16 protein-coding genes are annotated in these 23989 nt (G+C 58.5%); 2 read left to right on the top strand and 14 right to left on the bottom strand.

The window, feature by feature from the left end; genetic code table 11:
- Window positions 1-46 precede the first annotated feature (46 nt).
- Window positions 47-2230 carry an acylase gene (locus NG653_RS06960; protein WP_252740965.1) on the top strand — a complete coding sequence of 728 codons (2184 nt, stop codon included), beginning with the start codon at window positions 47-49 and terminating at the stop codon, window positions 2228-2230.
- Here the strand turns inward: NG653_RS06960 and NG653_RS06965 are convergent, their stop codons facing one another.
- The 8 genes from NG653_RS06965 to NG653_RS07000 form a co-directional block, all read right to left on the bottom strand.
- Window positions 2231-2884, bottom strand: coding sequence for a hypothetical protein (locus NG653_RS06965; protein ID WP_252740966.1), 654 nt, complete (start codon window positions 2882-2884; stop codon window positions 2231-2233). It lies immediately after the preceding gene.
- A gap of 76 nt (window positions 2885-2960) precedes the next feature.
- The gene (locus NG653_RS06970) at window positions 2961-4082 is read right to left on the bottom strand and encodes a D-TA family PLP-dependent enzyme (protein WP_252740967.1); all 1122 of its coding nucleotides are present in this window, start codon (window positions 4080-4082) and stop codon (window positions 2961-2963) included.
- A 1-nt stretch (window position 4083) separates the two neighbouring features.
- Window positions 4084-4551: a RidA family protein gene (locus NG653_RS06975; RefSeq protein WP_252741029.1), complete on the bottom strand. Its 468-nt coding sequence runs from the start codon at window positions 4549-4551 to the stop codon at window positions 4084-4086.
- Window positions 4552-4556: 5 nt separating this feature from the next.
- A complete protein-coding gene (locus NG653_RS06980) occupies window positions 4557-5873 on the bottom strand; it encodes a gluconate:H+ symporter (RefSeq protein WP_252740968.1) in 1317 nt (438 codons plus the stop codon).
- Between the two features lie 97 nt (window positions 5874-5970).
- The gene (locus tag NG653_RS06985) at window positions 5971-7098 is read right to left on the bottom strand and encodes an acyltransferase family protein (protein WP_252740969.1); all 1128 of its coding nucleotides are present in this window, start codon (window positions 7096-7098) and stop codon (window positions 5971-5973) included.
- A 92-nt stretch (window positions 7099-7190) separates the two neighbouring features.
- On the bottom strand, window positions 7191-8369 hold the full coding sequence (locus tag NG653_RS06990) for a helix-turn-helix domain-containing protein (protein WP_252740970.1): 1179 nt from the start codon (window positions 8367-8369) through the stop codon (window positions 7191-7193).
- Between the two features lie 6 nt (window positions 8370-8375).
- Window positions 8376-9272, bottom strand: a complete 897-nt coding sequence (locus NG653_RS06995) for a metallophosphoesterase family protein (RefSeq protein ID WP_252740971.1) — start codon at window positions 9270-9272, stop codon at window positions 8376-8378.
- Window positions 9273-9480: 208 nt separating this feature from the next.
- Entirely contained in the window at window positions 9481-10350 is an 870-nt protein-coding gene (locus tag NG653_RS07000; RefSeq protein WP_252740972.1) for a hypothetical protein, read from the bottom strand.
- Window positions 10351-10518: 168 nt separating this feature from the next.
- Between NG653_RS07000 and NG653_RS07005 the strand changes: the two genes are divergently transcribed.
- A complete protein-coding gene (locus NG653_RS07005; RefSeq protein WP_252740973.1) occupies window positions 10519-12171 on the top strand; it encodes a solute:sodium symporter family transporter in 1653 nt (550 codons plus the stop codon).
- 11 nt (window positions 12172-12182) lie between these two features.
- Here the strand turns inward: NG653_RS07005 and xylA are convergent, their stop codons facing one another.
- The 6 genes from xylA to NG653_RS07035 form a co-directional block, all read right to left on the bottom strand.
- Window positions 12183-13508: a xylose isomerase gene (xylA, locus tag NG653_RS07010; protein ID WP_252740974.1), complete on the bottom strand. Its 1326-nt coding sequence runs from the start codon at window positions 13506-13508 to the stop codon at window positions 12183-12185.
- A 3-nt stretch (window positions 13509-13511) separates the two neighbouring features.
- Window positions 13512-14993: a xylulokinase gene (locus tag NG653_RS07015; RefSeq protein ID WP_252740975.1), complete on the bottom strand. Its 1482-nt coding sequence runs from the start codon at window positions 14991-14993 to the stop codon at window positions 13512-13514.
- Window positions 14994-15086: 93 nt separating this feature from the next.
- Window positions 15087-15995: a GyrI-like domain-containing protein gene (locus tag NG653_RS07020; protein ID WP_252740976.1), complete on the bottom strand. Its 909-nt coding sequence runs from the start codon at window positions 15993-15995 to the stop codon at window positions 15087-15089.
- Between the two features lie 56 nt (window positions 15996-16051).
- Window positions 16052-17401, bottom strand: a complete 1350-nt coding sequence (locus NG653_RS07025; RefSeq protein ID WP_252740977.1) for a vanadium-dependent haloperoxidase — start codon at window positions 17399-17401, stop codon at window positions 16052-16054.
- A gap of 8 nt (window positions 17402-17409) precedes the next feature.
- Window positions 17410-20652 carry a VCBS repeat-containing protein gene (locus tag NG653_RS07030; RefSeq protein ID WP_252740978.1) on the bottom strand — a complete coding sequence of 1081 codons (3243 nt, stop codon included), beginning with the start codon at window positions 20650-20652 and terminating at the stop codon, window positions 17410-17412.
- A complete protein-coding gene (locus NG653_RS07035; RefSeq protein ID WP_252740979.1) occupies window positions 20642-23989 on the bottom strand; it encodes a VCBS repeat-containing protein in 3348 nt (1115 codons plus the stop codon). Before NG653_RS07035 ends, NG653_RS07030 begins: the two co-directional genes overlap by 11 nt.

Raw genomic sequence — 23989 nt, forward strand, 5'->3', positions numbered from 1 at the left:
GACGGAATTTCCGTATCTTCCCGGGTAAATCAACACCACTTTTTCCATGAAAAATCTCTTGCTTACGGCCCTGTTGGTTTTCGTTTGGGGATGTGATACGTCCCGGAAGGATGCTGAAGTGCTCCGTTGGGAGGAACAGGCCTCCCGGGTAACCATCCTGCGCGATGATTTCGGGGTGCCCCACGTGTATGGGAAAAGCGATGCGGATGCCGTTTTCGGCATGCTCTATGCCCAGTGCGAAGACGACTTCAACAGGGTGGAACAAAACTACATCTGGGCGATCGGGCGCCTGGCCGAGGTGGAAGGGGAGGAGGCCCTCTACAGCGACCTCCGGGCACGCCTGTTCATGAGCCGGGAAGAAGCCGTGGCGGCCTACGAGAACAGTCCGCCCTGGCTGAAAAAGCTATGTGATGCCTTTGCCGATGGGGTGAACTATTACCTGCATACGCACCCGGAGGTAAGGCCGAAACTGCTCACCCGGTTTGAGCCCTGGATGCCCATGTACTTCAGCGAGGGTTCCATAGGGGGCGATATCGAGCGGGTCAGCACCGCTAAGCTGAAGGCCTTTTATGAGGGGGGGGTCGAATTCCCGGCCGCACCGGCCCCGGAGGAGGCACAAAAGGAGGCAGAACTGGAGCCGGGGGGGTCGAACGGGATCGCCATTTCGGGCGCCCTTACCCAATCGGGCAATGCCATGTTGCTGATCAACCCCCATACGTCCTTTTACTTCAGGGGGGAGGTACATGTGGTCAGCGAAGAGGGCCTGAATGCCTACGGGGCCGTAACCTGGGGGCAATTCTTTATTTACCAGGGGTTCAATGAGAAAACCGGGTGGATGCACACGTCCACCTACACGGACGTCATGGACGAATTCGCAGAGGAAATCGCCGAGGTCGACGGGTCACCCGTGTACCGCTACGGGGAAGAACTCCGACCCGTGCGCCGCTCGGAGGTCACCCTTTCTTACAAAAGCGGCGACAGCCTGGGGCAGCGGACCTTCCCCCTCTACCATACGCACCACGGACCCATTACCCACCAGTGGGAAGGGAAGCCTGTGGCCACCGCCATGATGTGGGACCCTTCCACTGCCCTGCAGCAATCCTTTATCCGGACCAAGAAGGATTCCTATGGGGGGTTCCGCGCGATGATGGACCTGCGCACCAATTCTTCCAACAATACCGTATATGCCGATGCCGATGGGAATATCGCCTACTTCCACGGGAACTTCATCCCCAGGCGCGATACGCGCTTCAACTATGAGGAGCCCGTTGACGGCAGTAACCCCGCTACCGACTGGCAGGGCCTGCACCCGGTTGAGGAAAATATCCTGGTCCTGAACCCGCCCAATGGCTGGATACAAAACTGCAATTCCACACCCTATACCAGTGCCCTGGAATACAGTCCAAAGCGGGGCGACTACCCGGCCTATATGTCCGCAGACGAGGAAAATTTCAGGGGGGTACATGCAATTGGCCTGCTCAGCGGGCGGTCGGGGTATACCCTCGACAGCCTCATCGCCCTGGCCTATGACCCCTACCTGCCCGCTTTCGGGGCCCTGATCCCCGGACTTGTGGAGGCCTATGATGCCCTTCCCGGCCGGGACGCCGAACTCGGAAGTGCCATTGAAACCCTGCGCACCTGGGATTTCCGGACCTCTGAAACTTCAGTGGCAATGACCCTGGGGCATTTTTACGGGACCCTGTACGGAAGGTCCGGGGAGCGGCCCGATGGCCTTACCGACATGGAATTGATGCAGTACCTGGGGAACCAGTCGCCCCCGGAGGAGCGGCTCTCGGTCTTCCGTCAGGTATTGGGCCAGCTTAAGGCCGATTTCGGCACCTGGGAGGTCCCCTGGGGTGAGGTCAACCGGTACCAGCGGCTCAGCGGGGCCATCCGACAGCCCTTCAACGACAGCCTGCCGAGCCTCCCCATCGGGTTGGCTTCCGGGCGCTGGGGAGCCCTGGCGGCCTATGGGGCAAGGTACCACAACAATACCAAACGGATTTACGGTACCCGCGGGAATAGCTTTGTGGCCGTGGTGGAGTTTGGGGACAGGGTGCGCGCCAAATCGCTCCTGGCCGGCGGGCAGAGCGGGGACCCCGCGTCACCCCATTTTGACGACCAGGCTGAAATGTACCGCACGGCCACGTTTAAGGAAGTGCCTTATTACCGGGAAGATGTGGAATCCAGGGCGCGGGAAACGTATCACCCCGGGGAACGAAGCAGGTAGTTATTCTCCTTCCTTAACGATGATCATGGAGGCCTTGGAACCGGTGGAGAGGAGCCATTTATTGGAATAAAGCAATTTGCCTTTATCGTCATAGACGTCTACCTGGGCGGTATTGGGCCCGGAAGACCCCTGGTTGAGCGCTTCAAATTCGAGGCGGTTGAAACCCTTGTCGAGTTCCACGTTGATCCCTTTGAAGGCTGCCGTCAGCATGATGTTGTGTTCCACCACCTGTCCGTTGGCAAAGATCCGGACCCGGTCGCCATCCACGTATTCATGGTCGCGCACCACGATCCCGACAAACTTCGCCCCGGTTTTCAGGTCACCCAGATACATGTCGCCATAATGCTGGCCCGAATTCCCCTGTTGGCTTTCCGACATGCGGGTACTCAGCACCAGGTCGTGGCCTGCCTGTTTCAGTTTGCTCTCGGGCATCATCTGTACCGGCCGTTTGTAGAGGGAGTCCTTTAGGTTCAGGTTGGGGGATTTCCCAAAGGTGGAAGGCATGGAAATCCCAAGGCCCTGGGACTGGTTTGGGCTGAGCCCTTTCTCGGGCTGTGCCTCGATACGCAGGCTGCGGGTATCCGGGAGGTCTGTCTGGGCCGCCAGGGGGCTGGCCAGGAAAACCAGGATAAAAAAGGTGACAATCAGGCGCATGCGGATTCCTTTACCCGATAAAAGTAGCAAATACCCTGCCAACCAAAAGTGAAAATTCGTTAAAATGCCGCCCGGCTTACCCCGGGAGGTGGTAATCACGGGCAGCCACCTTCCATGATCCGGTCACTTTTCCGTCCCGGACCACCAGGGCTTCGGGGTATTTGATCACTGTGGGGCAAATGTGCATGGGGATGGCGTAAAGGACGGTGCCAATGGGGTAACTTTCGGCTGCCCCGAAGCACAGGACCAGGTGCTCTTCACTTTGCCCGGCCTGCAGGTGGTCGGGGAGTTGGGGGAGGGACACCCTTGGGAATTCCATCTCTGCTGCCACAGCCTTGTGCCCCAGGTCGAGGCACAACGTCCCGGGGGCCGGATGGCTGATAACCCGGCACAGGAGGGTTGCGGCCGGCAAAAAGGGCATTTCAGGGAACTGGGACCCATAGCGGGCATCCCACAACAGGGTAGTCCCGGGACTCAGTTCCACGCCTTCCCGCCTGGCGTGTATGGGGAAGGTAGGCGATCCCCCGGCGATGATGGCGGGCACCTCCAGCCCGGCCTCCCTGAGTTGTCGGGCCAGGGCGGTTACCCCGGAAAAGGCTTCGTTGCACTCCCCTGCCCGGGCCACGGGGTCCGGGTTCCGGATATGCCCGTCGTAAGCGTGCAGCCCGCGGCATTCCAGTGCAGGGCGGGTGCTCATCTCGCGGTATAGGGCCAGGGCTTCCGGCCCCGGCCGGATCCCGGTCCGGTTCATCCCAACATTCAGGTCTAAAAACACCCCTGGGCGTACCCCTGCGGCAGCTGCCGCACGTGCCAGCCGGTCAAGGGTGTCCGGATGGTCGACCAGGGCGGAAAACCGGGTGTCGGGATACTTTTTCTGCAACCCTGCCAGCCTTTCGGGGGCAGGCCCGGTGAGCGGATAGGCCACCAAAACGTCTTCTGCCCCGCAGCGCGCCAGGAGCTCCGCCTCGGCCAGGGTGGCGCATTTGAACTTCCGGATCCCGGCTTCTTGCTGCATCCGGATGATTTCAGCCATCTTGTGCGTTTTTACGTGGGGCCGGAGCCGGTCAGGGGAACCCGCTATGGCCACCATCTGCCCGATATTGTGGGCAATGCGCTGCGGGTACACCAGCAGGGCGGGGGAGTCGATACGGTCCTCCCCATCGACCCGGAACCAGGGATGGGCGTTTTCGGGTTCCATGCTAGCGCAATTTGAAAATAGCTTCGATTTCCACCGCAACATTCCCCGGCAGGAACATGCCCACGGCCGAACGTGCGCCCACCCCTTTGTCGGGGCCGAAAACCTCTGCCATCAGCTCGCTATAGCCGTTGATTACATAGGGGTAGTCGTGGAAGTCGGGGCTGCCGTTGACCATCCCCAGGGTTTTCACCAGGAAGTCGATTTGATCGAGGGGCCCGAAATGGGTCCGGATAGTGGCAAGCATGGTCAGGCCCACCTGCCGGGCCGCAGCCTTGGCCTGATCGCGGTCGAGGTCGGCCCCGGCCCGGCCGGTGATATAGGTGCCGTCTTCCCGCATCGGGGCCTGGCCGGAAATGTACAGGTATCCATCGGATACCCTTACGGGTTTATAGAGGCCAGCCGGGGGCGGGGCGGGGGGAAGGGTTAGGCCCAGGGCCATCAGGCGGGCTTCGGGGGAGGGGTTTTCCATCATGGCTACAGTAGTGTATTTAGGACCAGGACCCCAACCAGCCCCATAACGCCCACGGTGGTTTCCATAAGCGTCCAGGTTTTGAGGGTGTCCTTCACGGTCAGGTTAAAATATTCTTTGAACAGCCAGAAGCCGCTGTCGTTTACATGGGAAAGCATCAGGCTGCCCGACCCGATGGCGAGCACCATGAGCTCCGGGGCTACGCCAGAGCTCTGCACCAGGGGCAGCACGATGCCTGCTGCCGTGAGGCCTGCTACCGTGGCCGACCCCACACTTACCCTGATTACGGTGGCGATCCCCCAGGCCAGGATGAGGGGGGATATGCTCGATTCGCGCAAGAGGCCCCCGATATATTCGCTCACCCCGCTGGCGATCAACACCTCCTTGAGGGCCCCTGCACCGGCGATAATCAGCAGCACCATGGTGATACCCGATACTGATTTTCCCACCGAATCCATGAGGTCTTTCATCGTTTTACCGCGGGAAAGCCCCAGGGTATAGATGGCCACCAGCACGGCCAGCAACATGGCGATTACCGGGTTCCCCGCAAACTGGAGGCCTTTGAGGACCAGGGAATCCGAAGGGAGCACGAACCCGGCCAGGGTCGCAAGGCTGATGAGCAATACCGGGAGGAGGGCTGTAAAGACACTGATGCCCATCCCCGGCATCTCGGCTTCGGAAAGTATCCGGGGGTTCACGAAGGCTTCGAGGGGCCTGGCCGGGATGTTTTTGAAGGCCCGGGAAAGCAGCGGCCCGGCCACCACTATGGCCGGGATGGCCACCACGATGCCGTAAAGGAGGGTTTTTCCGAAATCGGCCTGGAAAATCTCCACGATGGCCGTGGGGGCCGGGTGGGGCGGCAGGTATCCATGGGTAACGGACAGGGAAGCCAACATCGGCATCCCCACGTAGAGCAGGGGAAGCCCCGTTGCGGCAGCCACTGTAAACACCAGGGGGACCAGGATCACAAAGCCCACGGTATAAAACATGGGGATGCCCACGATAAAGCCGGTGAGCACCACCGCCCATTGTACGTTTTTGATTCCAAAACGCGCCACGAGGCGGGAGGTGATACGCTGGGCCGCCCCGCTGTCGGCCACCAGCTTGCCTAGCATGGCCCCCAGGCCCAGGATGATGACAAGAAAACCCAGGGTACTGCCGATCCCATCTTGTATGGCGCTTACCAGGGCTTCCAGTTCCATGCCTTCGGCTAAACCCACCCCAAGGGAGACGATGATGAAGGCGATAAAAGCATTGAGTTTGAAGCGCGCGATCAGCAGGAAAAGTAGCAGGATCCCAAGGATAACGATCAGCAACGGCATGAGTTGGCGGCAGGTTGGTTTCGGTTTTAAATATACGGTTTTCCTCCCAGCAACCCATCAGCCCCCCGGGTTGTGGCCATGTCACCCGGCAGTAATTTCAATCTGGAGGGGCAGTGGCTTTTAGCCCAAAAAACGGATGCAGCCATTTAAGGGGTAAGATTAAGCCCTGGTAAAGGATAAGGCACCCCCCGAACGTGCCCAAACCGAGAATGGTTGCCTTCACCGGGAAGCCCCACGGCAGGTCCATTATATAATATGCGATTATAAGGGTAAGGGTTTGATGAAGGATGTAGAATGGGTAGACCGCACGGTTAAAATAACTGAGTAATTTCCCGGGCCGGTTGAGGTAGGTTGCGGCATACCCGAAAAGCACGAAGATCCAGGTCCAGAAATTTAGCACCTTGATCCCCGCCCCGGTGAAATGAATAAAAATAGAGTCTTCCAGTTGCCACAGGGCCAGCAGCCCACTAAAACTCAGGACCCCAAGCAGCAGGTTGCGCCTGCGATACCGTATTGCATGGTCCCAAAAGCGCTGGCCGCTTGCAGTAAGCAGGAACCCGAGGACCAACAGGGTTCCAAAATTCATAAGGGCATACCAGTCCCCCACAAGGGCGTGGGTCACCGGGAAAAAAGGTTCCAGGAAGGCCTCACACAAATAAAGCGGGATAAGGAAAACCAACCACCCACAGGGGGTGCGGAGCCGGTTGCCTACCCAGGAAACCAGTTTGCCGGGGGTGTCTTTTATCCTCCTGAAGGGCCACGCCATGGCCAGGGAAAACACGAGCAGGTAAGGCAGGAACCAGAGGTGATGCCAGCTGAGGTTGCCTTCGGGATAAACCCCGAGAAAGGATTGGGAAGGAAAAAAATCCCAGTATGATCCCTGAAAATCACCTGCGGCAACCCGCTCCAGGTAGACTTGCGGGGGTACGATAAACAACATCCCGAAAACCAGGGGGATCCCCAGCCTTTTCAGGCGCTCCAGGGAATAGTTCCCGGCGGATCTGAAGGAATAGGCGTAATAGGTCCCCATGCCGGAAATGACAAACAGGATCGGAAGCCGCCACTGGTTGAGAAAAAGCATGGGCCACCGCAATTCCGGATAGATGATGTTGTTCTTCAAATGCCAGCCCCAGGGGACGAAGAACATCCCAACATGGTAGCATATCAAAAGGGCAAATACCCCGACGCGCAGCCAGTCCAGGTCATACCTTCTCACTTTTTTCATCAGGAAAGCGTTTGGGACAAATCTCAGGAGTTTTTTGGACCCGGGGCAGGGGTTAAAGGCCGCAGGGGTTCGGATTTGTAATTCCGAACCTTTCAGTAAGGTTCCTGCACCGATTTGAGGTAGGCCGCTGGAGACATCCCGGTTTGTTTTCTAAAAGCCTGGTAAAAAGAAGATTTTGAGCGGAATCCGACACTTTGGCCAACCCCTTCAATAGTCCAGTTTTTATAGTCAGCAGACCCCAGACGTTCAATGGCGAGGCGAATTCGGAACCCGTTCACAAAGTCGTTGAAATTTCCACCGGTCTGTTGGTTTATCAGCCTCGAGATAGCGTTCGGATGGGTTCCGAAGGCTTCCGCCACCTTTTTCAGGCTTGGGGTTTCGGAGCAGAAAAATGACTCCTGCGACACGAATGCCCTGACGGCTTCCAGGTCAGGGGACTTGTCCGGCCCGGAAGCGGTTTCATATTTATCAATCAGCCAGGAGTGCTGAAAGAAACGGGACTCCATCAGGAAGGCAACGGCCCCGGCCTGCATGAATACCGAGGTAAACAGGGTGATGTAGTGATCGCCCCTGTCGTCGTCATAGTTCAGGTATACCAGCAACAGGATGCTGAGGATTACCACAAAAGCGACCAGGACCAGGCGGACAAAACGGTACCTGGAGATGTGCACGTTGCCGGCCGGATCCCCGAACGATTTCCGTCGGCTATACCAGAGCCGGATCGACAGGGTGCCGTAAAACGCAAACCCCAGCAACAAAAACCAACGCTGCAGGTCTTTTATCCCCTGGTACCCATACCGGGTCCCTTCCGGCACATCGGCATAAGGGAGGTCTGCAAAGTAGGCCCCTTTGTAAGCATTATATTTCACCGAAAGGGGTTCAAAATAATACCCGGTTTGCGACAGGGCATACAGGATGGCCGGCAGGAAGTGGAGGGCTACGATCCAAAGGGGAAGGGGACGGCGCACGATCAGGAACCGGATGCTTAGGTAGAGCAAGGGGGCCAGCAAAAGGGTAAGCGGCTCTGTGGAATCGTTCCATGCGAGTACATATTTCATCCACCCGGTATAGCAGAGCAAAGTATCAAGGGTAACGATGGAAAGGCAACATAACAGCAGGGCATAGTATTTCAGGGCCTGGTTGCTGATGGGTGCCCTTACCCAGATCACCAGGGCCAGAAGGAAGCCCGTCAGGACACCCGAGAAGACCAGATAGGAGATCAGGTCATGCCTTAAGGGAATCTGGTCGATGAGGTTATCCAGCGCGGTCATGTGGCCTTATGCCTTATGATAATCCGAGAGTTTTTGCGGGCCTTCCAAAAGTACCCGCTCTACCCGCAGCAGGCCTTCTTCGGTAGTCGCAATGTGCCATTTGATCAGGCAGATCTGCCCGTTTTGTATTTCCAGGCCCGTGATGCTGCGCGGGTGAACGCAACTGCCGTCGTTGAAAAACGGGATCTGGCCGGGTTCCGGAAAGCGCGGCCGGTGCGTGTGGCCTGCAATGGTGATCATCAGGTCGCGGCCCAGGATCCACTTTTTGATGCGTTTTTCGATCCGGATCAGCTCCTTGTAGTTTTTGGCCGGGGAAGTCGGGTCTGCAATGCCCCATACCTGCAGGGGCTTCCAGAGGACCCGCACCAGGAAGCGGCTCCACCGCCAGAAGGTATAGTTCCACCAATCGGCCTGGTGGCCGTGGCACAGGAAGAGTTCCTGCCCGGTTTCCTCGTGCTTCAGCACCAGGGCCTCGTGGTACCGGATCCCCGGGAAAAGCTCCCGGTCTTTCCCGTCGATGGGGTCAAAATAGGTGCTCAGGTGGCGGCTGACGTAAGCCGGGTCTTTGTACACCATGTCGTGGTTACCCCAGATCAGGTGCAGGCGGCCCCCGAGGTGGAATTCCCGCAGCAGGAGGTAGACATTCTTATGGGCTTCGAACAGGGTCTGGAAGTGGAGGTTTTCCCAGAGTTCATCCCCGTCCCCAAGTTCCACATACTGAAACCCCTCCCGGTAATACTGTTTGAGGGCGTGGAAATAGAGGTTCCGGTTGCTGGCGAATTCATCGGCAAAGCTGTTGTCGCCCCGGTGGCAATCGCTGAAGAGCACAAACCTCGAGGCGTCGTCAAAGGGGATGACCCTTGCATTTCGGTACGCCCTCTCAAGCCTTTTCTGGGAGTTCATGGATCAGCAGGTGAAAATAGATTCCATAGGATTCAGTCGCCCGGGGTATTGCTACCCTGGTGGGTAACCTTCTGTTTTTTGGATGCTTTCGGGCGCTCACAGGATGCCCTTCCCACTCAAAGGTATGGAAAAAGTACTGCCGCTTAAATACCTTATGGGTTTTGACAGGTTCCCGTGGCGTCCCAGATGCGGGTGTCGGCCCCGGGGGTTACTCTTTTGGCAAACGGAAGGGGTAAAGGTGCCCGCCGAACCGCATTTTACGCTCATCGGCCAGGTACAGGAGGTCATCCTTCAGGAAGCAAACAGCCTCCAGTTGGGTGTTGATCCCCAGGTCGAGGGTGCGGTCCGGCCCGCCGGAGAACCTTTTCGTCCGGAAGTTTTCAAAGACCCACATTTTGCCGTATCCCAGCAGTACCAGTCGCTCCCCATCGGGGGAGAGGGCTGCATCGGTGACCCGGCAACTGCTGCGTTGCGGGCAGGTCGCAATTTCGGCCTCCTTTACCGCCACGTATTCCCCGGGCTGGTCGGGGACGCTGTAAACCGTAGCCGTGCCGTCAAAGGGATCCGACTGGTTTTTGGTAACTACGTAGAGGCGGCCCTCGAAATGGAAAAAGGCCTCGGCATCGAAACGCCTCCTGGCAAAGCCCGGGGGAAAGGCTTCCTGGTCCGGGTATCGGAAGCGGATTTCCTGCGCGGCAATGGTATCGCCCTTTACCGCCGTCGGGTTGGGGAGCTTGTAAATGGCCAGGTCGGTTCGGGCACTCCGGTTGTTCCCGAAATCGCCGATATATACCTGTCCTTCCAGGTCGCTGCAAAGTGCTTCCCAGTCTTTGTTCTTCGCCGGTTTCACCTCCAGGGAGCGGAGCAGGTTCCCCAGGGTGTCGAGGGCAAAGATCCGGTCGGGGTTTCCCCCGTCCTCAATCACCCAAAGGACCTCCCCGTCCACGGAGGTCATGCCGGAGACCTCATTCAGCCGTCGGGGCAGGTCTGCCGCCGGCTTCAGGACGCCTGTGCGTGCACATGCCCCCAAGAGCAGGAGAAGCACCCAAGTAAGGCCCGGCCTGAAGAAAAATGCCATATTCCGTGGTTTGGGCTGCAAAGGTAGGCCATAGTTCCTCCATGGGAAAATCTGCAGCCCCGGGGGGCCTTCCCTGTTAGGGGTTGCCCAGATTTGCCCTGCCCCCCGCGCGCAGTTTGGGAATAATCCAATATATTTAGAAGCTAAACAAACCAATTCTAACCAAAAATGATCGGCATTCTTTCCTTTGTTGGGTTTACCCTCCTGGTAGGCGTCATTTCTTACTTCGCCACCCGCACCACCAATGAAACCACTTCAGACGGCTATTTCCTCGGGGGCCGCAGCCTTACTGCCGGGGTCATTGCGGGGTCCCTGCTGCTGACGAACCTGTCCACGGAACAGATCGTGGGCCTGAATGGCCAGGCCTACACGGAAGGGATTTTGGTGATGGCCTGGGAAACCCTTGCAGCTATTGCCATGGTCGTCACCGCGGTATTCCTGTTGCCCCGGTATCTTAAAAGTGGCCTGACTACAGTGCCTCAATTCCTCAGGGACCGGTACGATATAACGACAAAGACAATTACCTCGGCCCTCTTCCTAACGGGTTATGTGGTCGTGCTATTACCCATCATCCTGTATTCCGGGTCCCTCGCGATCAGCACCATGTTCGATGTCCCGGGCCTTTTGGGGGTTTCTGATACCACTGCCCTGGTGCTTTGCGTTTGGGGGATCGGAATCATCGGGTCAATCTATGCCGTATTCGGGGGGTTGAAGGCGGTGGCCGTATCCGACAGTATCAATGCCATCGGCCTGCTGATCGGAGGCATATTGATCCCAATCTTTGGCCTGTTTGCCATTGGCGAAGGAAACGTTTTCGAAGGGATCAGGGTCCTTACGGAGAATAACCCTGAAAAATTCAATTCCATAGGAAAAAACACGAATTCTGTCCCCTTCCATACCATTTTCACGGGAATGATGCTCGTGCAGTTGTTCTACTGGGGCACCAACCAGCAGATCATCCAAAGGGCTTTGGGGGCCAAAAACCTGAAGGAAGGGCAAAAGGGGCTTTTGCTGGCTTCGTTTATCAAAATTCTGGGTCCGCTGATCGTGGTGCTGCCCGGGATCATTGCCTACCACATGTTCCAGGGCAAACTGGAGGTGGCTGACCAGGCCTACCCGGCCCTGGTCAATGAGGTGCTGCCCAGCTACCTGATCGGGTTCTTTGCGGCCGTCCTCTTTGGGGCGATCCTGAGTTCCTTTAACAGTGTGCTGAACAGCTCCGTGACCCTTTTCGGGATTGACATCTACAAACAACATATCAACCCTGAGGCCCCGGAACGGACCGTGGTAAAGTACGGCAAGTGGTTCGGGGTTTTCCTGGCTTTCGTTTCTATGTTTATCGCCCCGCTTATCGCCAATGCCGGGAGCCTCTTCGAATATTTACAGGAAGTCAATGGGATCTACAGCATCCCCATCCTGACCATTATCGCCGTGGGGTACCTCACCCGGCGGGTACCGGCCATTGCGGCAAAGATTGGGATTGTATCGGGGTCCCTGCTATACATCCTGAGCCAGTTTGTCCTCCAGCCCCATTTTGTGGGAAGGGCGATGGATGAGGCAGCGGCCAGCGGGATTACTGATGCGGCTGCCCTGGCAGAAATCCGGGCGGAGGCCTATCCCCATTTCCTGGATGTCATGGCCATCCTGTTCCTCCTGAACATCGGCATTATGCTGTTGATCGGAAAGCTCAGACCCAGGCCCGAACCCTTTGAACTCCAGTACACCAACCAGGTGGAAATCACCCCTTACAAATACGTCAGGCAGGTGGGGATCGGCGTTGTGGCCCTGGTGGTCTTTATCTACATCTATTTCGCACAGTAGGCCGGCCTGTTTCAGAGATACCGGTTGACCAGGTTTTCCAGCAACTCCTGCTTCCCGCTGGTGAGCGGGGGTTCCCCCTGGGTGTGCGCGAGGGCATAGAGGTCCTCAAGGGTAAGCCTGCCCTGTTCAAAATCCCGGCCTGCCACGGATTCAAAGGAGGCATACCGCTGCCTCCGCCACCCGGGATAGGGCGATTCCCGTAAAATCCGGTCGGCGACGAGCAGGGCCCGGGCAAAGGTGTCCGCCCCGCCGATATGGGCGAGGAAAAGGTCTTCGGGGTCCGTGGAATTCCGGCGCAGCTTGGCGTCAAAATTGATCCCCCCGCCCTGCAACCCCCCCGCCTCGAGCAGGGTAAGCATCATCAGGGCCACCTCGGCCACGTCGTTGGGGAACTGGTCCGTATCCCATCCGTTCTGGGCATCGCCCCGGTTCGCATCGATGCTGCCCAGCATGCCGTGGGCAGCGGCCACTTCCATTTCATGTTGCATGGTATGGCCTGCCAGGGTGGCGTGGTTCACCTCCAGGTTTAGTTTAAAGTCGTCCTGCAGGCCGTACTGGTGCAGGAACCCGATGACCGTGGCGGCATCGTAGTCGTACTGGTGTTTCATAGGCTCCATGGGTTTGGGCTCGATAAAGAAATTCCCGGTAAAACCCTTCCCGCGGGCGTAATCCCGCGCCAGGCCCAGGAAGCGGCCCAGGTGGTCCAGCTCCTTTTTCATCTGGGTGTTGAGCAGCGACATGTAGCCTTCCCGCCCCCCCCAAAAGACGTAGTTTTCCCCCCCGAGCTCGAGGGTGGCATCCAGGGCGGTTTTTATCTGGGCCCCGGCCCGGGCGACAACCCTGAAATCGGGGTTGGTGGCCGCCCCGTTCATGTAGCGCGGGTGGCTGAAGCAATTGGCGGTCCCCCAGAGCAGCTTCACCCCGGAGGCTTCCATTTTTTCGCGGATATAGGGGATGATGTGCGCCAGGCGTTTTTCCGATTCCAGCAGGGTATCCCCCTCCCGTACCAGGTCGAAGTCGTGGAAGCAGAAGTATTCAAAACCGAGTTTGGTGATGAACTCGAAGGCGGCATCTGCCTTCAGGCGTGCGGCTTCCAGCGGGTCCGAAGGGATGTCCCACGGGTGTTGCAGGGTGCCCGGCCCAAAGGGGTCTGCCCCGGTGCCGCAGAAGCTGTGCCAGTAGGCCACGGCAAATTTGAAATGGTCGCGCATGGGTTTCCCGGCCACGATGCGTTGTGCATCGTAGTACTTGTAGGCCAGGGGGTTGTCGGATGCGTTCCCCTCGAAGGGGATGGGGCCTATCCCCTTGAAGAATTCAGTGGTTCCGATCAGTGGCATGGGTCAGGGTTTAAGGTGTTTTTCAAGTTCATTTTTCCAGAGGGTATACGCTGCCCGCAGGGCGTGGCTGTCGCCGGAGGGCCGGATGGTCTGTTCGTAATCCTGGGAGGCAGACCATTCCCGCAGCAGGTCGGGGCCTTTTTCGTGTACGATACACGCCCGGGCCGCCCCGACCGCCCCCGTTACCCGGAACAGGGCAATAGGGATATTCCCCAGGGTGGCCAGGGTTTCGGTAAAGGCACTGGCCTGGAAAAGGTTGTCCGACCCGGCCCTGACCTCCCGGAAGGCCACGCCGTCTTTTTCCATCCATTCCATCCCGTACCGGAAGGCAAAGGCAATCCCTTCCAGGGCGGCCCGGCAGAGGTGGCCCCTGTGGTGCCGGTTCAGGTCGATCCCGGAAAAAGAGGCTTCCAGGGTCCTGTTCCCAAGCATCCGTTCCGCCCCGTTCCCAAAGGGCAGGCACCATACCCCTTCGCTTCCCGGGGGGACTTCCGAAGCCATCCGGTTCATCTCCCCGTAGCTAATAGGGCCGAGTTGCTTTTTCAGCCAGCGGTACAGGCTCCCTGCCCCGTTGATGCAGAGCAATTGCCCGATCCGCGGGTGGCCCGGGCTGTGGTTCACATGGGCAAAATTGTTGAACTTGCTGATTTCCCCTACCCCGGTGCGGTCGCTTACCCCGTACAGGACCCCTGAGGTCCCCGCCGTGGCAGCGATTTCCCCCGGATTGAATACATTCAGGGTAAGGGCATTGTTCGGTTGGTCCCCGGCCCGGTAGCAAATCGGGGTGCCTTCGGCCAGCCCGGTGGCAGCCGCCCCCTGTTTGGAAACCCGGGCCTGCTGCCCGAACGTCGGGACGATTTCCGGGACGAGTCCCCTGGGGATGCCCCAATGGTCGAGGAGCCACCAGGCAGGCTCCCCGGCCCTGAAATCCCACAGGATTCCTTCGGAAAGGCCGCTGGCCGTGGTCTGAAGGGCCCCCGAAAGCCGGAACGCGAGGTAGTCCCCGGGCAGGAGGAAGGTTTTTGTCCGGGCAAAGGCCTCCGGTTCCTGTTCCTTCATCCAGCGGAGCTTCGAGCCCGTAAAGTTGCCGGGGTCATTGAGGAGGCGGGTGCGGCAGGTTTCCCCGCCCAGGGCAGCCAAAGCTTCCTGTCCCACACCAACCGCCCGGCTGTCGCACCAGATGATGGACGGACGAACCGGGTGGCCCTGTGCATCCAGGGGCACCAGGCCGTGCATCTGGTAGGCGATCCCGATGCCCGAAACCTGCCCGCCCGCAATCCCGTTCCGCCCCAGCACCTCCCGGGTCCCCCGGCAGAGGCAATCCCACCAGTGGGCCGGATCCTGCTCCGCCCAACCGGCCCGGGGCGCCGCGATCTCCATTTCTTCCTCAGGGGTTTTCACCACGTCCACCACGCGGCCATCGGCAGCCGATACCAGGGCGGTTTTCAGGGAGGAACTCCCGAGGTCGTATCCAATGAAATACATAGGTTGGGATAGGCAGGGATGGCTCCCGCGGATTTACCGGGAAGATAAAAAAAACCCGCCAAACATCGGGCGGGCCTCAACAGGTAGTGTTTCCTAGTCTGCCGGCGGGGCTTCCCGCAGGGGCAGGTATACCTCGGCTTTCCAGCGCAGGGCGTCCCCCCCGAGGTTTGGGTTGTCGTAGAATACCTCCACCGGTTTGTCCTCCACTTCAAGGCCGTGTTTTTCGGCATAATCGAGCAGGGCGTACCAGGCGCGGTCCGAAGTGATGTAGTTCCCGTTATAGGTGGCTTTCAGGGCTTTCTTGGGGAAGATCCGCTTGTAGTTGATATCGGGATGGTTGGGAAGCCGGTCGGACCGGATAATCGGAAAACAAAAATTGAAATCCAGGCTGTCCTTTTCCCGGTCCCATTCATTGACCACAATCATGGGGGGGCCGTTCAGGGTCACCTGGCTGCCGGCCAGGAGGTCGCTCAGCAGCATATAATGGTCCATCATGCCCCCGGCTTTGCCGTGTTGGGAGGTTTTCAGGTTTACGTAGGCATAGAAGGTACCCGGCAGCTCTGCTTCGCCCTCTATCTGCACCCGGAATAGCCTGAGGTGGTCATTCAGGTCACTGGCGAAGTCCTTCACATGGTGCACTGCCGATTTTTCCACCGCCGCGTCGGCAAATGGGACCAGGAGCTTGTTTTTGAAGCTGTGGTCGGGGTCGGTGATCTTTACCGTTACCCGGGAGGTGGAGTCGGTCAGGGGTTCTATGGTCCACCGGTAACGGTGTACGGAATCCCCGGCCTGCACCATATGTTCCAGGTGGTACAGGTCGTCCTGGACGACTTCAGTGCCCTGTACCCCGGCGCCCCGGTGCCAGAGCTTGATGGACTGGTTGATAGTGCCCGGGAAGGTGTCGGCTTCAAAGCGCACCACATAGTCATAGGGGTAGAAAAACAAGTAGCCTGATACGAGTACGGCAAGGGATATCAGGATGCCGAACAGTGTTTTTTTCATGCGTTTTCCTTTTCAGGGGTTACTCATGGGACTCAATGGCAAATATACATCAGGTCTCAGGAACCTTTTTGGACCAGGGCCCCGGGTTCTTTCATCTGCAACTCCCCCAGTACGAAGCGGCCGAGTTCCCGTCCCTGTTTTACACCCACCTCCACGGCGGCCCGGTAGTGGATTCCCCCGTACATCCGGCTGATGGCCGCCTCGTCGGCAGCCTGGTTAAAGGAGGTGAAACTGCGTACCGGGAGGCCGTATTTCAGTTCGGTGTCGTCGTCAAAGGCGAAGCCGTCCCCGAAGACGTCGGTGAGGGCCACAGCCGCTGCCCCGGAGACCACACTGTGCCCGCTGGTATACTCCGGGAAGGGCGGGGTCTGCAAAACGGGTTTCCAATTGTCGTCGATATACTGGTTGATGAGGGTTTCCGGCCTGATCAGGTTGCTGCGGTACTTTTCATCCCAGCAGCTGATGAAGGCGTCTGCAATGGAGATGGAGGTTTTGGCATAGGCATAAAGGGCATCGTCAAAGCCACTGCCGGTCTTCCTGCAGGCAATCTTGGTAATCCCCATCCAGTGGGCGCCCGGGCTGATTTTTTTCGTAGCGAACATCAGGTGCCCGCGGGTAACTGAAACATAGGGGTTGCAATCCCAGAACTGGGCGATGGCAATCTCTTCAGAGGCATCCCCTTTCGCGGTGATTTCATTGCTGATGTCGTAGACTTCTTTCAGCTCCCTGTAAAAATCGGACCCCTCTTCCATGGAAAACGGGGGCGGCGGGGTGGGCCGGAACTGGGCAGCAGAATCGATCACAAAGGGCCTGATCTTGTTCCAGTGGGGTTCGATCCCCTCCATGTACGCCGGTGGGGTCGGTTGCCAGCGGGAAGGGTCGTCGGTATCCACGGTGAATTTCGACATGGTCCGGGTTTGGTTGTACTGGTCTTCCTTCATCCAGGCGGCGATAAAGTCGGCTACTTGAAGGCCATAATCCCGGGCCGCTTCGAATTCGCCCCGGTTCTTTGATTCCCATACCCCATACAGGCTGTCGCGGAACACGGTGAACCGGTCTTCCGAGAAAATGAGCCTACGGCCCAGGTCCATGTGGGCCACCAGGGCCGCCAGCGGGTAATTGATGGCTTTGCCTTCCTCCGGGACGGGGATGCTGCCCAGGTCGGTCAGCTGGCCTGCCAGCGGCCGGTACCCCGGGTTGTTCAGCGCCATGATTTCGTAGGCGGCAATGGTGGGGTAGGCGTAGACCCGGCTGGCCACCGGGGGGCTGAAAATATCGTGGACCATCACCTCCGTGAGTTGGTCCATAGAGGCGTGGAGTTCTTCCGCCGTGATTTCGATGGGTTCGGATTTGCAGGACCCCAGGACCAGGCCCAGGCCCATCAGGGAAACCAGTGTTGCTTTCATAGGTGTTCTCATTGGTGTGTCAATTGGTAGACTTCGGCTGCGGCGTCGTTATAGACGGCCAGGAGGAAAGGTTGCCCCCCCATTTCGACCAGGGCGAGGTGCCGCAGCGATTTGTTCATAAAATCAAGGCCCGCCCGGTTCCCGGGGAGGATGTCGTTTTCGCCCCGGATCAGCGCCCCGGGAAAGGAATCCAACCGGCCCTGGTAGGGCTTTACCCCAAAATAATTCCCGCCGGCCAGTACCTCCTCCCGGCCGTCCCCGTCAAAGTCCCCGACCAGGAGTTCCATGACCGGGGCCAGTTGCAACAGGTAGGGGAAGGGCCGGAACCGGAAGGTTCCCCCTTCATTGCTAAGGTATCCCGAGCGCAATTCCGTGACCTGGAGCAGACGGGCCGCATTGAGGGCTTCCACCCCCAGAACGGCCTCCAGGGGTTGCCCTGCAAAAGAGCTGTAATCGGGGTATTTCCTCCGCAGCATGACCATTTGGGAGCCCAAATCCTCCAGGCCCACCAGGGGGTAATAGGTGCCGTCCTTTGCCGTGGCGACCACGGTCTCGGAGCTGCCGTTTGCATCAAAATCGGAAACATACATCTTCAGGGGGTAGGCTTCCGAGGCGGTGAACTTGGAATTGGTCCCCCAGTTCCCCAGCACGTAGTCGGGGTCCCCGTCCCCGTCCATATCGAAGGGGGCAATGCGCTGCCAGAGGCCGGCGGGTCCCATCTCCCCGGCGGGTTCCAGCCTGCCCTGCTGATTTTTGAAGAATTTAGGGGCCATCCATTCCCCGATGACGATCAGGTCGGTTTGCCCGTCCCCGTCAAAATCGCTCCAGAGCGCGTCGGTGACCATCCCGAGCCCGGCCCCGTCAAAGGAATCGGATCGGGTAAAGGTCCCCCCCTGGTTTTCGAGCAGGTAGCTGTCCGGGGCGACCCCGAAGCGCCCGGTATCGGACTGGTTGCCCACAAAAAGGTCCAGGTCCCCGTCCCCGTCGAAATCAAAAGGCCGGAGCACCGCAGTATTGCCGTAGTTTTCGGGCAGGGGGCCCGGTTCGAACCCGGCCGGGGTATTTCGGTAATACCGGTCCAGCAGGGGCTGGGAGGTGCCAAAAAAGTCGGCCCCGCCCGATCCTACGAGCAAATCGTTCCTGCCGTCGCGATTAAAATCGGCAATCACCGCACAGACATCCTCCTGAAGGCTGTCGTTCGCGATGCTTTCAGGCCGGTAGCGGAGGTAGGTGGAATCGCGCTGGAGGTACACTTCGGGGGCAATCCTTTTGGAACCCCCGAAATAGAGGTCTTCCTTCCCATCCCCGTCCAGGTCCCCGGTGGCAAAGGCAGGCCCGCGATCCGCGAGGCTGTAGGGGATGAGTTTCTCCCGGTTGAAATCGGTGTAATTGTCTTCCCGGTGGGTAAAATCGAGGCCGAGGGCCCCTTCTATTTTCCGGAATACCGTGGGGTTTTCGGGTTCCTGACGATGACGCCTGTATGGCTTTGTGTCCCCCGGCACAATTTCCAGCCGTTGCCCTGTAGCGACCTCCCTCAGGACCTGGTACTGCCCGTCGGGCCACACCACTTTTAGGGAGTCTACCATGGGGCTATCGCCGAACCCGAAATGGATCAGGGGTTCGGAGGAGGCCTGGAACCCGCGAACGGGTTGCAGTTCCCGCATTTGCACCCCACCCTGGTGGTAGGCGTATACCCTGGACCCGATCCCAAAGGGGTTTTTGCCTTTGAAGCGCAGCTGCAGGGTCAGGGATCGGTTGTCACCCCCCTTGTTGATCAGCAGGGTCGGGGGCTGGTTGAGGTTGTTGATCACCAGGTCCAGGTCCCCGTCCCGGTCCAGGTCGCCCCAGGCCGTAGCCCCCGAAAGCAGGGTGTCCTTGCGGATCCAGCTGCCGCTGCGATCCAGGAACCTGAGGGAATCCCGGCCCTGGAACACGTAGTTGTGGGTATTCCCCGAAGGCATGAGGTCGAGGGCTTTCTGGTCCACCAGCTTGGTATTGCTTATTTTGCTGCTGATCTGTTCGTTGGAGACAAATTTGACGAAATCCAGGTCATTGGGCCTTTTGGGGATGCCGTTGGAAACGAAAAGGTCCTGCCAGCCGTCCTGGTCGAAATCGGCAAACAGGGCGCTCCAGCTCCAGTCGGTGGCCGCCACCCCGCTCATCAGGGCGGTTTCCAGGAACTTGCCGTCGGGCTGGTTGATGTAGAGCATGTTCCGGGTGAACTGGTAGTAGTACCCGTAGTCCTTGATGCGCATCCGTTGGGTTTGCAGGTTGTCGTCCCCTTCCGAGGATTTCAGCGGCACTTCTTCCTGGGGCAGCATATCGAGGGAGATCAGGTCGGGCCTCCCGTCATTGTTGATATCGGCGGCGTCGCTCCCCATGGAGAAGCGGCTGGTGTGCCCGAAGGCGCTCCTGAGTTGCTCAGAAAAAGTGCCGTCCCCGTTGTTCAGGTAGTAGTAATCGTCTTCATGGAAATCGTTGCCCACATAGAGGTCCGGGTATCCGTCCTGGTTGAAATCCGATACGGCGATCCCCAGGCCGTAGCCGTTGATGCCCCCGTAAATACCCGCCTCCTCGCTCACGTCAGTAAACCGGCCTTCGTCATTCCTCAGCAGTTTGTCGCCTGTATCGTAATCGCGTTCGAACCGCAGGGAGGCTTTGCCGTAGGAATCCTGGGTATGTACGGCATGGTTGAGCAGGTAGAGGTCCAGGTCCCCGTCGAGGTCGTAATCAAAAAAGGCCGCATTGGAGCTGAAGGTGTCAAAATCCAGGCCGTATTGCCCGGCCTGCTCGGTAAAGGTCCCGTCCCCGTTATTGATGAACAGTTCATTATGGCCCCTGAACCCGTTGATGCCCACCACGGCACAGACATAGATATCCAGCCATCCGTCGCCGTTTACATCCGCCATTACGGCACCGGTATTCCAGCTGCTATTGCCTTCCACCCCTGCCCGGGCCGAAATATCCTCGAATTCCAGGTTTCCCTTGTTGCGGTAAAGCTTGTTTTTGACCTGGTTCCCCGAAAAGTAGATGTCGGGGAGCCCGTCGTTGTCGATGTCCCCCACGGCCACCCCCCCTCCGTTGTAAAAATAGAGGTAGTCCAGGATGTTCAGTTCGTCGGTTTCCGTCAGGGTATTCGAAAAGTGGATCCCGGTCTGCCCCGGGCCGGGTTGCTCGAAGAGGCCCCCGCCCTGCCGGCAGCCAGCCAAAAGGAAGCCGAGGGTTACCAGTATCAGCGTTTTAGTTTTCATCGAGTGCAAATAAACGGGGTTTATTTTCATTGATGGCGGCCAGGACGTAGGTTTTCCCGCTCCGGTCCTTCAGCGTTTTCAGGCCTTTGACCTCCCCTTTTACAAAAAACCCGCTTTGGTCAAATGGCTGCCACTCAAAACCTGTGTTGCCATCGCCCAGCAGGACATTGCCATACCCGGCATCCAGGCGGGAAAACTGCGGTTTGAATTCATAGTTGTTCCCGGCCATGACCAGGTCGGGGTGGCCGTCGCCGTTTACATCCATGCAGGCGATGTCGCAGATGCACGAAAGCTGCACCCGCTCGGGAAGCACGCGGATGCTGAATTTCCCGTTCCCCTCGTTTATGGCCACCACCGATTCCGAAATGGTAGCCTGTTTCACGATGGACTTGCCAACCACCTCCTGGGGGATGAGTTGCTGTATGGTCCGGGAGGCATAGACGGTGGCCCTGAGGTTTTCCTTTTTCAGGGAAACCAGTTGCCCGGTCAGTTCTTTTTTCATGTGGATGGGGTAGTCGCCCCCTGCTTCGCTTAAGGTGACGATCTGTTCCAGGGTGCCGTTGTTGTCAAAGTCATTCACCCACAGTTTCATGGGCTTCCCGGGCCGGGGCCGGTAGTGCAGGTTGGCCCCCTGGTTGCCCAGGATCAGGTCGGGGTCGCCATCCTGGTCGAGGTCATGTACCGCCAGGGCGCTCCACCAGCCATGAAGGCTGTCGAGGGAGGTGTTCATCCGGCTCAGCCGCCGCCCGTTGTTCCGGTACACCTTCGGGCTGCCCCAGTCGGTGGCCACCACAAGGTCGTCCCTGCCGTCCCCGTCCATGTCGGCCCATTGGGAGGCCGTCACCATCCCGGCCTCTTTCAGGTCGTTTGCGATGCGGTCGGTGGCGTTTTTAAACTGCCCGCCCCCGATGTTTTCCAGGAAAAGGTGGTCGGGGTTCACCCCGTAGATCCCGGCTACGGAGCGGGACCCGATAAAGACATCCACGTCCCCGTCCCCGTCAAAGTCCGAAGGACTCACGCTGGCCATGTTCTTGAAGGTGGAGGGGAGTTCTTCCCCCGGGGAGAAATTCCCCTTCCCATCGTTCAGGTAGAGCCTGGGCCGGTACGTGCGGTTTTTATCGGCCTGGTTGCCCCCGCTGGCGACCAGCAGGTCGGGGTCCCCGTCCCCGTCGGCATCGAAAAAGGCAGCGGCAGTATCTTCGTAAAAGGAATCCTGCCGAAAAGCCGGAACGCTTTTCTCCCGGAGGCGCCCCTCGCCCAGGTGCAGGTAAAGGATGCCTGCCTGCCCCGAGCCCCCGCCGAGGTAAAAGTCTTCATTTCCGTCCCCATCCACGTCGGCCACGGCCAGTGCCGGCCCCTCCTGGGACAATTTTCCGTAAATCAGCCCTTCATGGTCAAAATCGTTGTAGCGGTCTTCCTGGTGGGTCCAGTCGGTCCTGAGGGGGATTTCGCGGAACAGGGGCCGCGTCTTACCCCCGGATGCCGGCCGGTACGTGTCGTCCGCCCCGGCATGGTCGAAAACCAGTTCCTGGTTCGGTTTAACATCCGTCAGCAACTGGGTCCTGCGGTCGGGCCAGAGGATGCGCACGGAGTCGACTTTGGGGGCCTTCCCCAGCCCGAGCGTCATGGTGTAGTCCACAGAGGACTGGAAGCCCCGGGAAGGGATCAGTTCCTGGACCAGCACCTGCTCGCCCAGGTAAAGTTTTGCGGTGGTCCCTATGGCAAAGGGGTTTTTTTCGGGGCCTTTGAATTTCAGTCTCAGGTAGTTGTGCTGCTTTTGGCTCTCGGTGTTGTTGCGGTACACGAAAGCATCCATGTTCACGTTGTTGACCACCAGGTCGAGGTCCCCGTCATTGTCGAGGTCCGCGTAGGCGGCGCCGTTGGATCGGGTGGGGATCTCAAAACCCCACTCCCGGTTGGCCTTTTCAAAGGTCAGGTCCCCTTTGTTTCGGTAGGCGTAATTCGGTTGTGGCTTGATCGGCATTTTCTGGATGATGGAGTCGATGGACTCCTTTTTGCCGGTAAGGGCCATTTTCTGGATGATTTCATCAGCGAAGAAATCCACGAAGTCCAGGTCAGTCAGGTCGTGGTTGATCCCGTTGGTCACGAACAGGTCTTTGCGCCCGTCATTGTCCATGTCGAACATCAGGCCCGCCCAGCTCCAGTCGGTGGCATCGACCCCGCTGTAATAGGCAATTTCCGAAAAGGTCCCGTTCCCGTTATTCAGCTGCATGGTGTTCTGGATGTATTGTTGGTAAAAGTCCTTGTCGCGTTTCAGGTCGTAGACTTTGTATCCTTCGAATTCCATGACCGACTTGACCCGCTCTTCGGCTTCGGGCAGCATGTCGGTGATAAAAATATCCTGGTGGCCGTCGTTGTTGATGTCGCCAATGTCGATCCCCATGGCCGAAAGGCTCAGGTGCCCGGTCCAGTCCTTGATTTCTTCGGAAAACGTCCCGTCCTGCTGATTGATGTAGAGGTAATCCCTCTCATAGAAGTCGTTGGAGACATACAGGTCAGGGTACCCGTCCTGGTTAAAATCGGTGACCATCACCCCGAGGCCGAACCCAATCAGGCTGCCATAGATGCCGGCCTGCTCGCTCACGTCCACAAACCTGCCCCCATCGTTGCGCAGGAGCATATCGCCCACGCCCCGGAAGATGTGGGGGACCCCTTCCCAATCCTGGGCCCGCACCTCCCGCTGTTCGGCATACCCCAGGCTGCTTACCGGGATGTTGCTGTTGTTCAGGATGTAGGCATCCAGGTCCCCGTCGAGGTCGTAATCGAAGAAGGTGGCATGGGTGGTAAACCCGGTGCTCGCCAGGTTGTATTCGCGGGCGCTTTCGGTAAAGGTCAGGTCGCCGTTGTTGATGTAGAGGTCATTGTCGTGGTTGTTCCCCTCCATATTCCCCGCATTGCTCACATAGATATCGAGCAGGCCATCGGCGTTGATGTCGGCCATCACCACCCCGGTAGACCAGGGTTTGTTTCCCATAATGCCGGCCTTTTCGGAAATATCCTCGAACCGGAAGTCCCCTTTGTTCAGGAACAGCCGGTTGGGGACCATGTTGCCGGTCAGGAAAATATCCACCAGCCCGTCGTTATTGATGTCGCCCAGGGCCACCCCGCCCCCGTTGTAAAAGTTCCGGTATTTGAAGATGTTGAAATCCTTCTGGTTTTCCACCGTATTTACAAAAAAGACGCCGGTGCTGTCCGGGGGCAGCAGGGAGAACAGGGGTTCCGGGCCTTTCTCTTCCCTTGCCGGGTCCTTTTCGGGGGAGGTACAGGCCCCCAGCAGGAGCAAACTGCCTAATGCAATGATAAAAGCTGCCTTCAT

The organism is Robiginitalea marina, from assembly GCF_024006985.1.
Lineage (GTDB): Bacteria > Bacteroidota > Bacteroidia > Flavobacteriales > Flavobacteriaceae > Robiginitalea > Robiginitalea marina.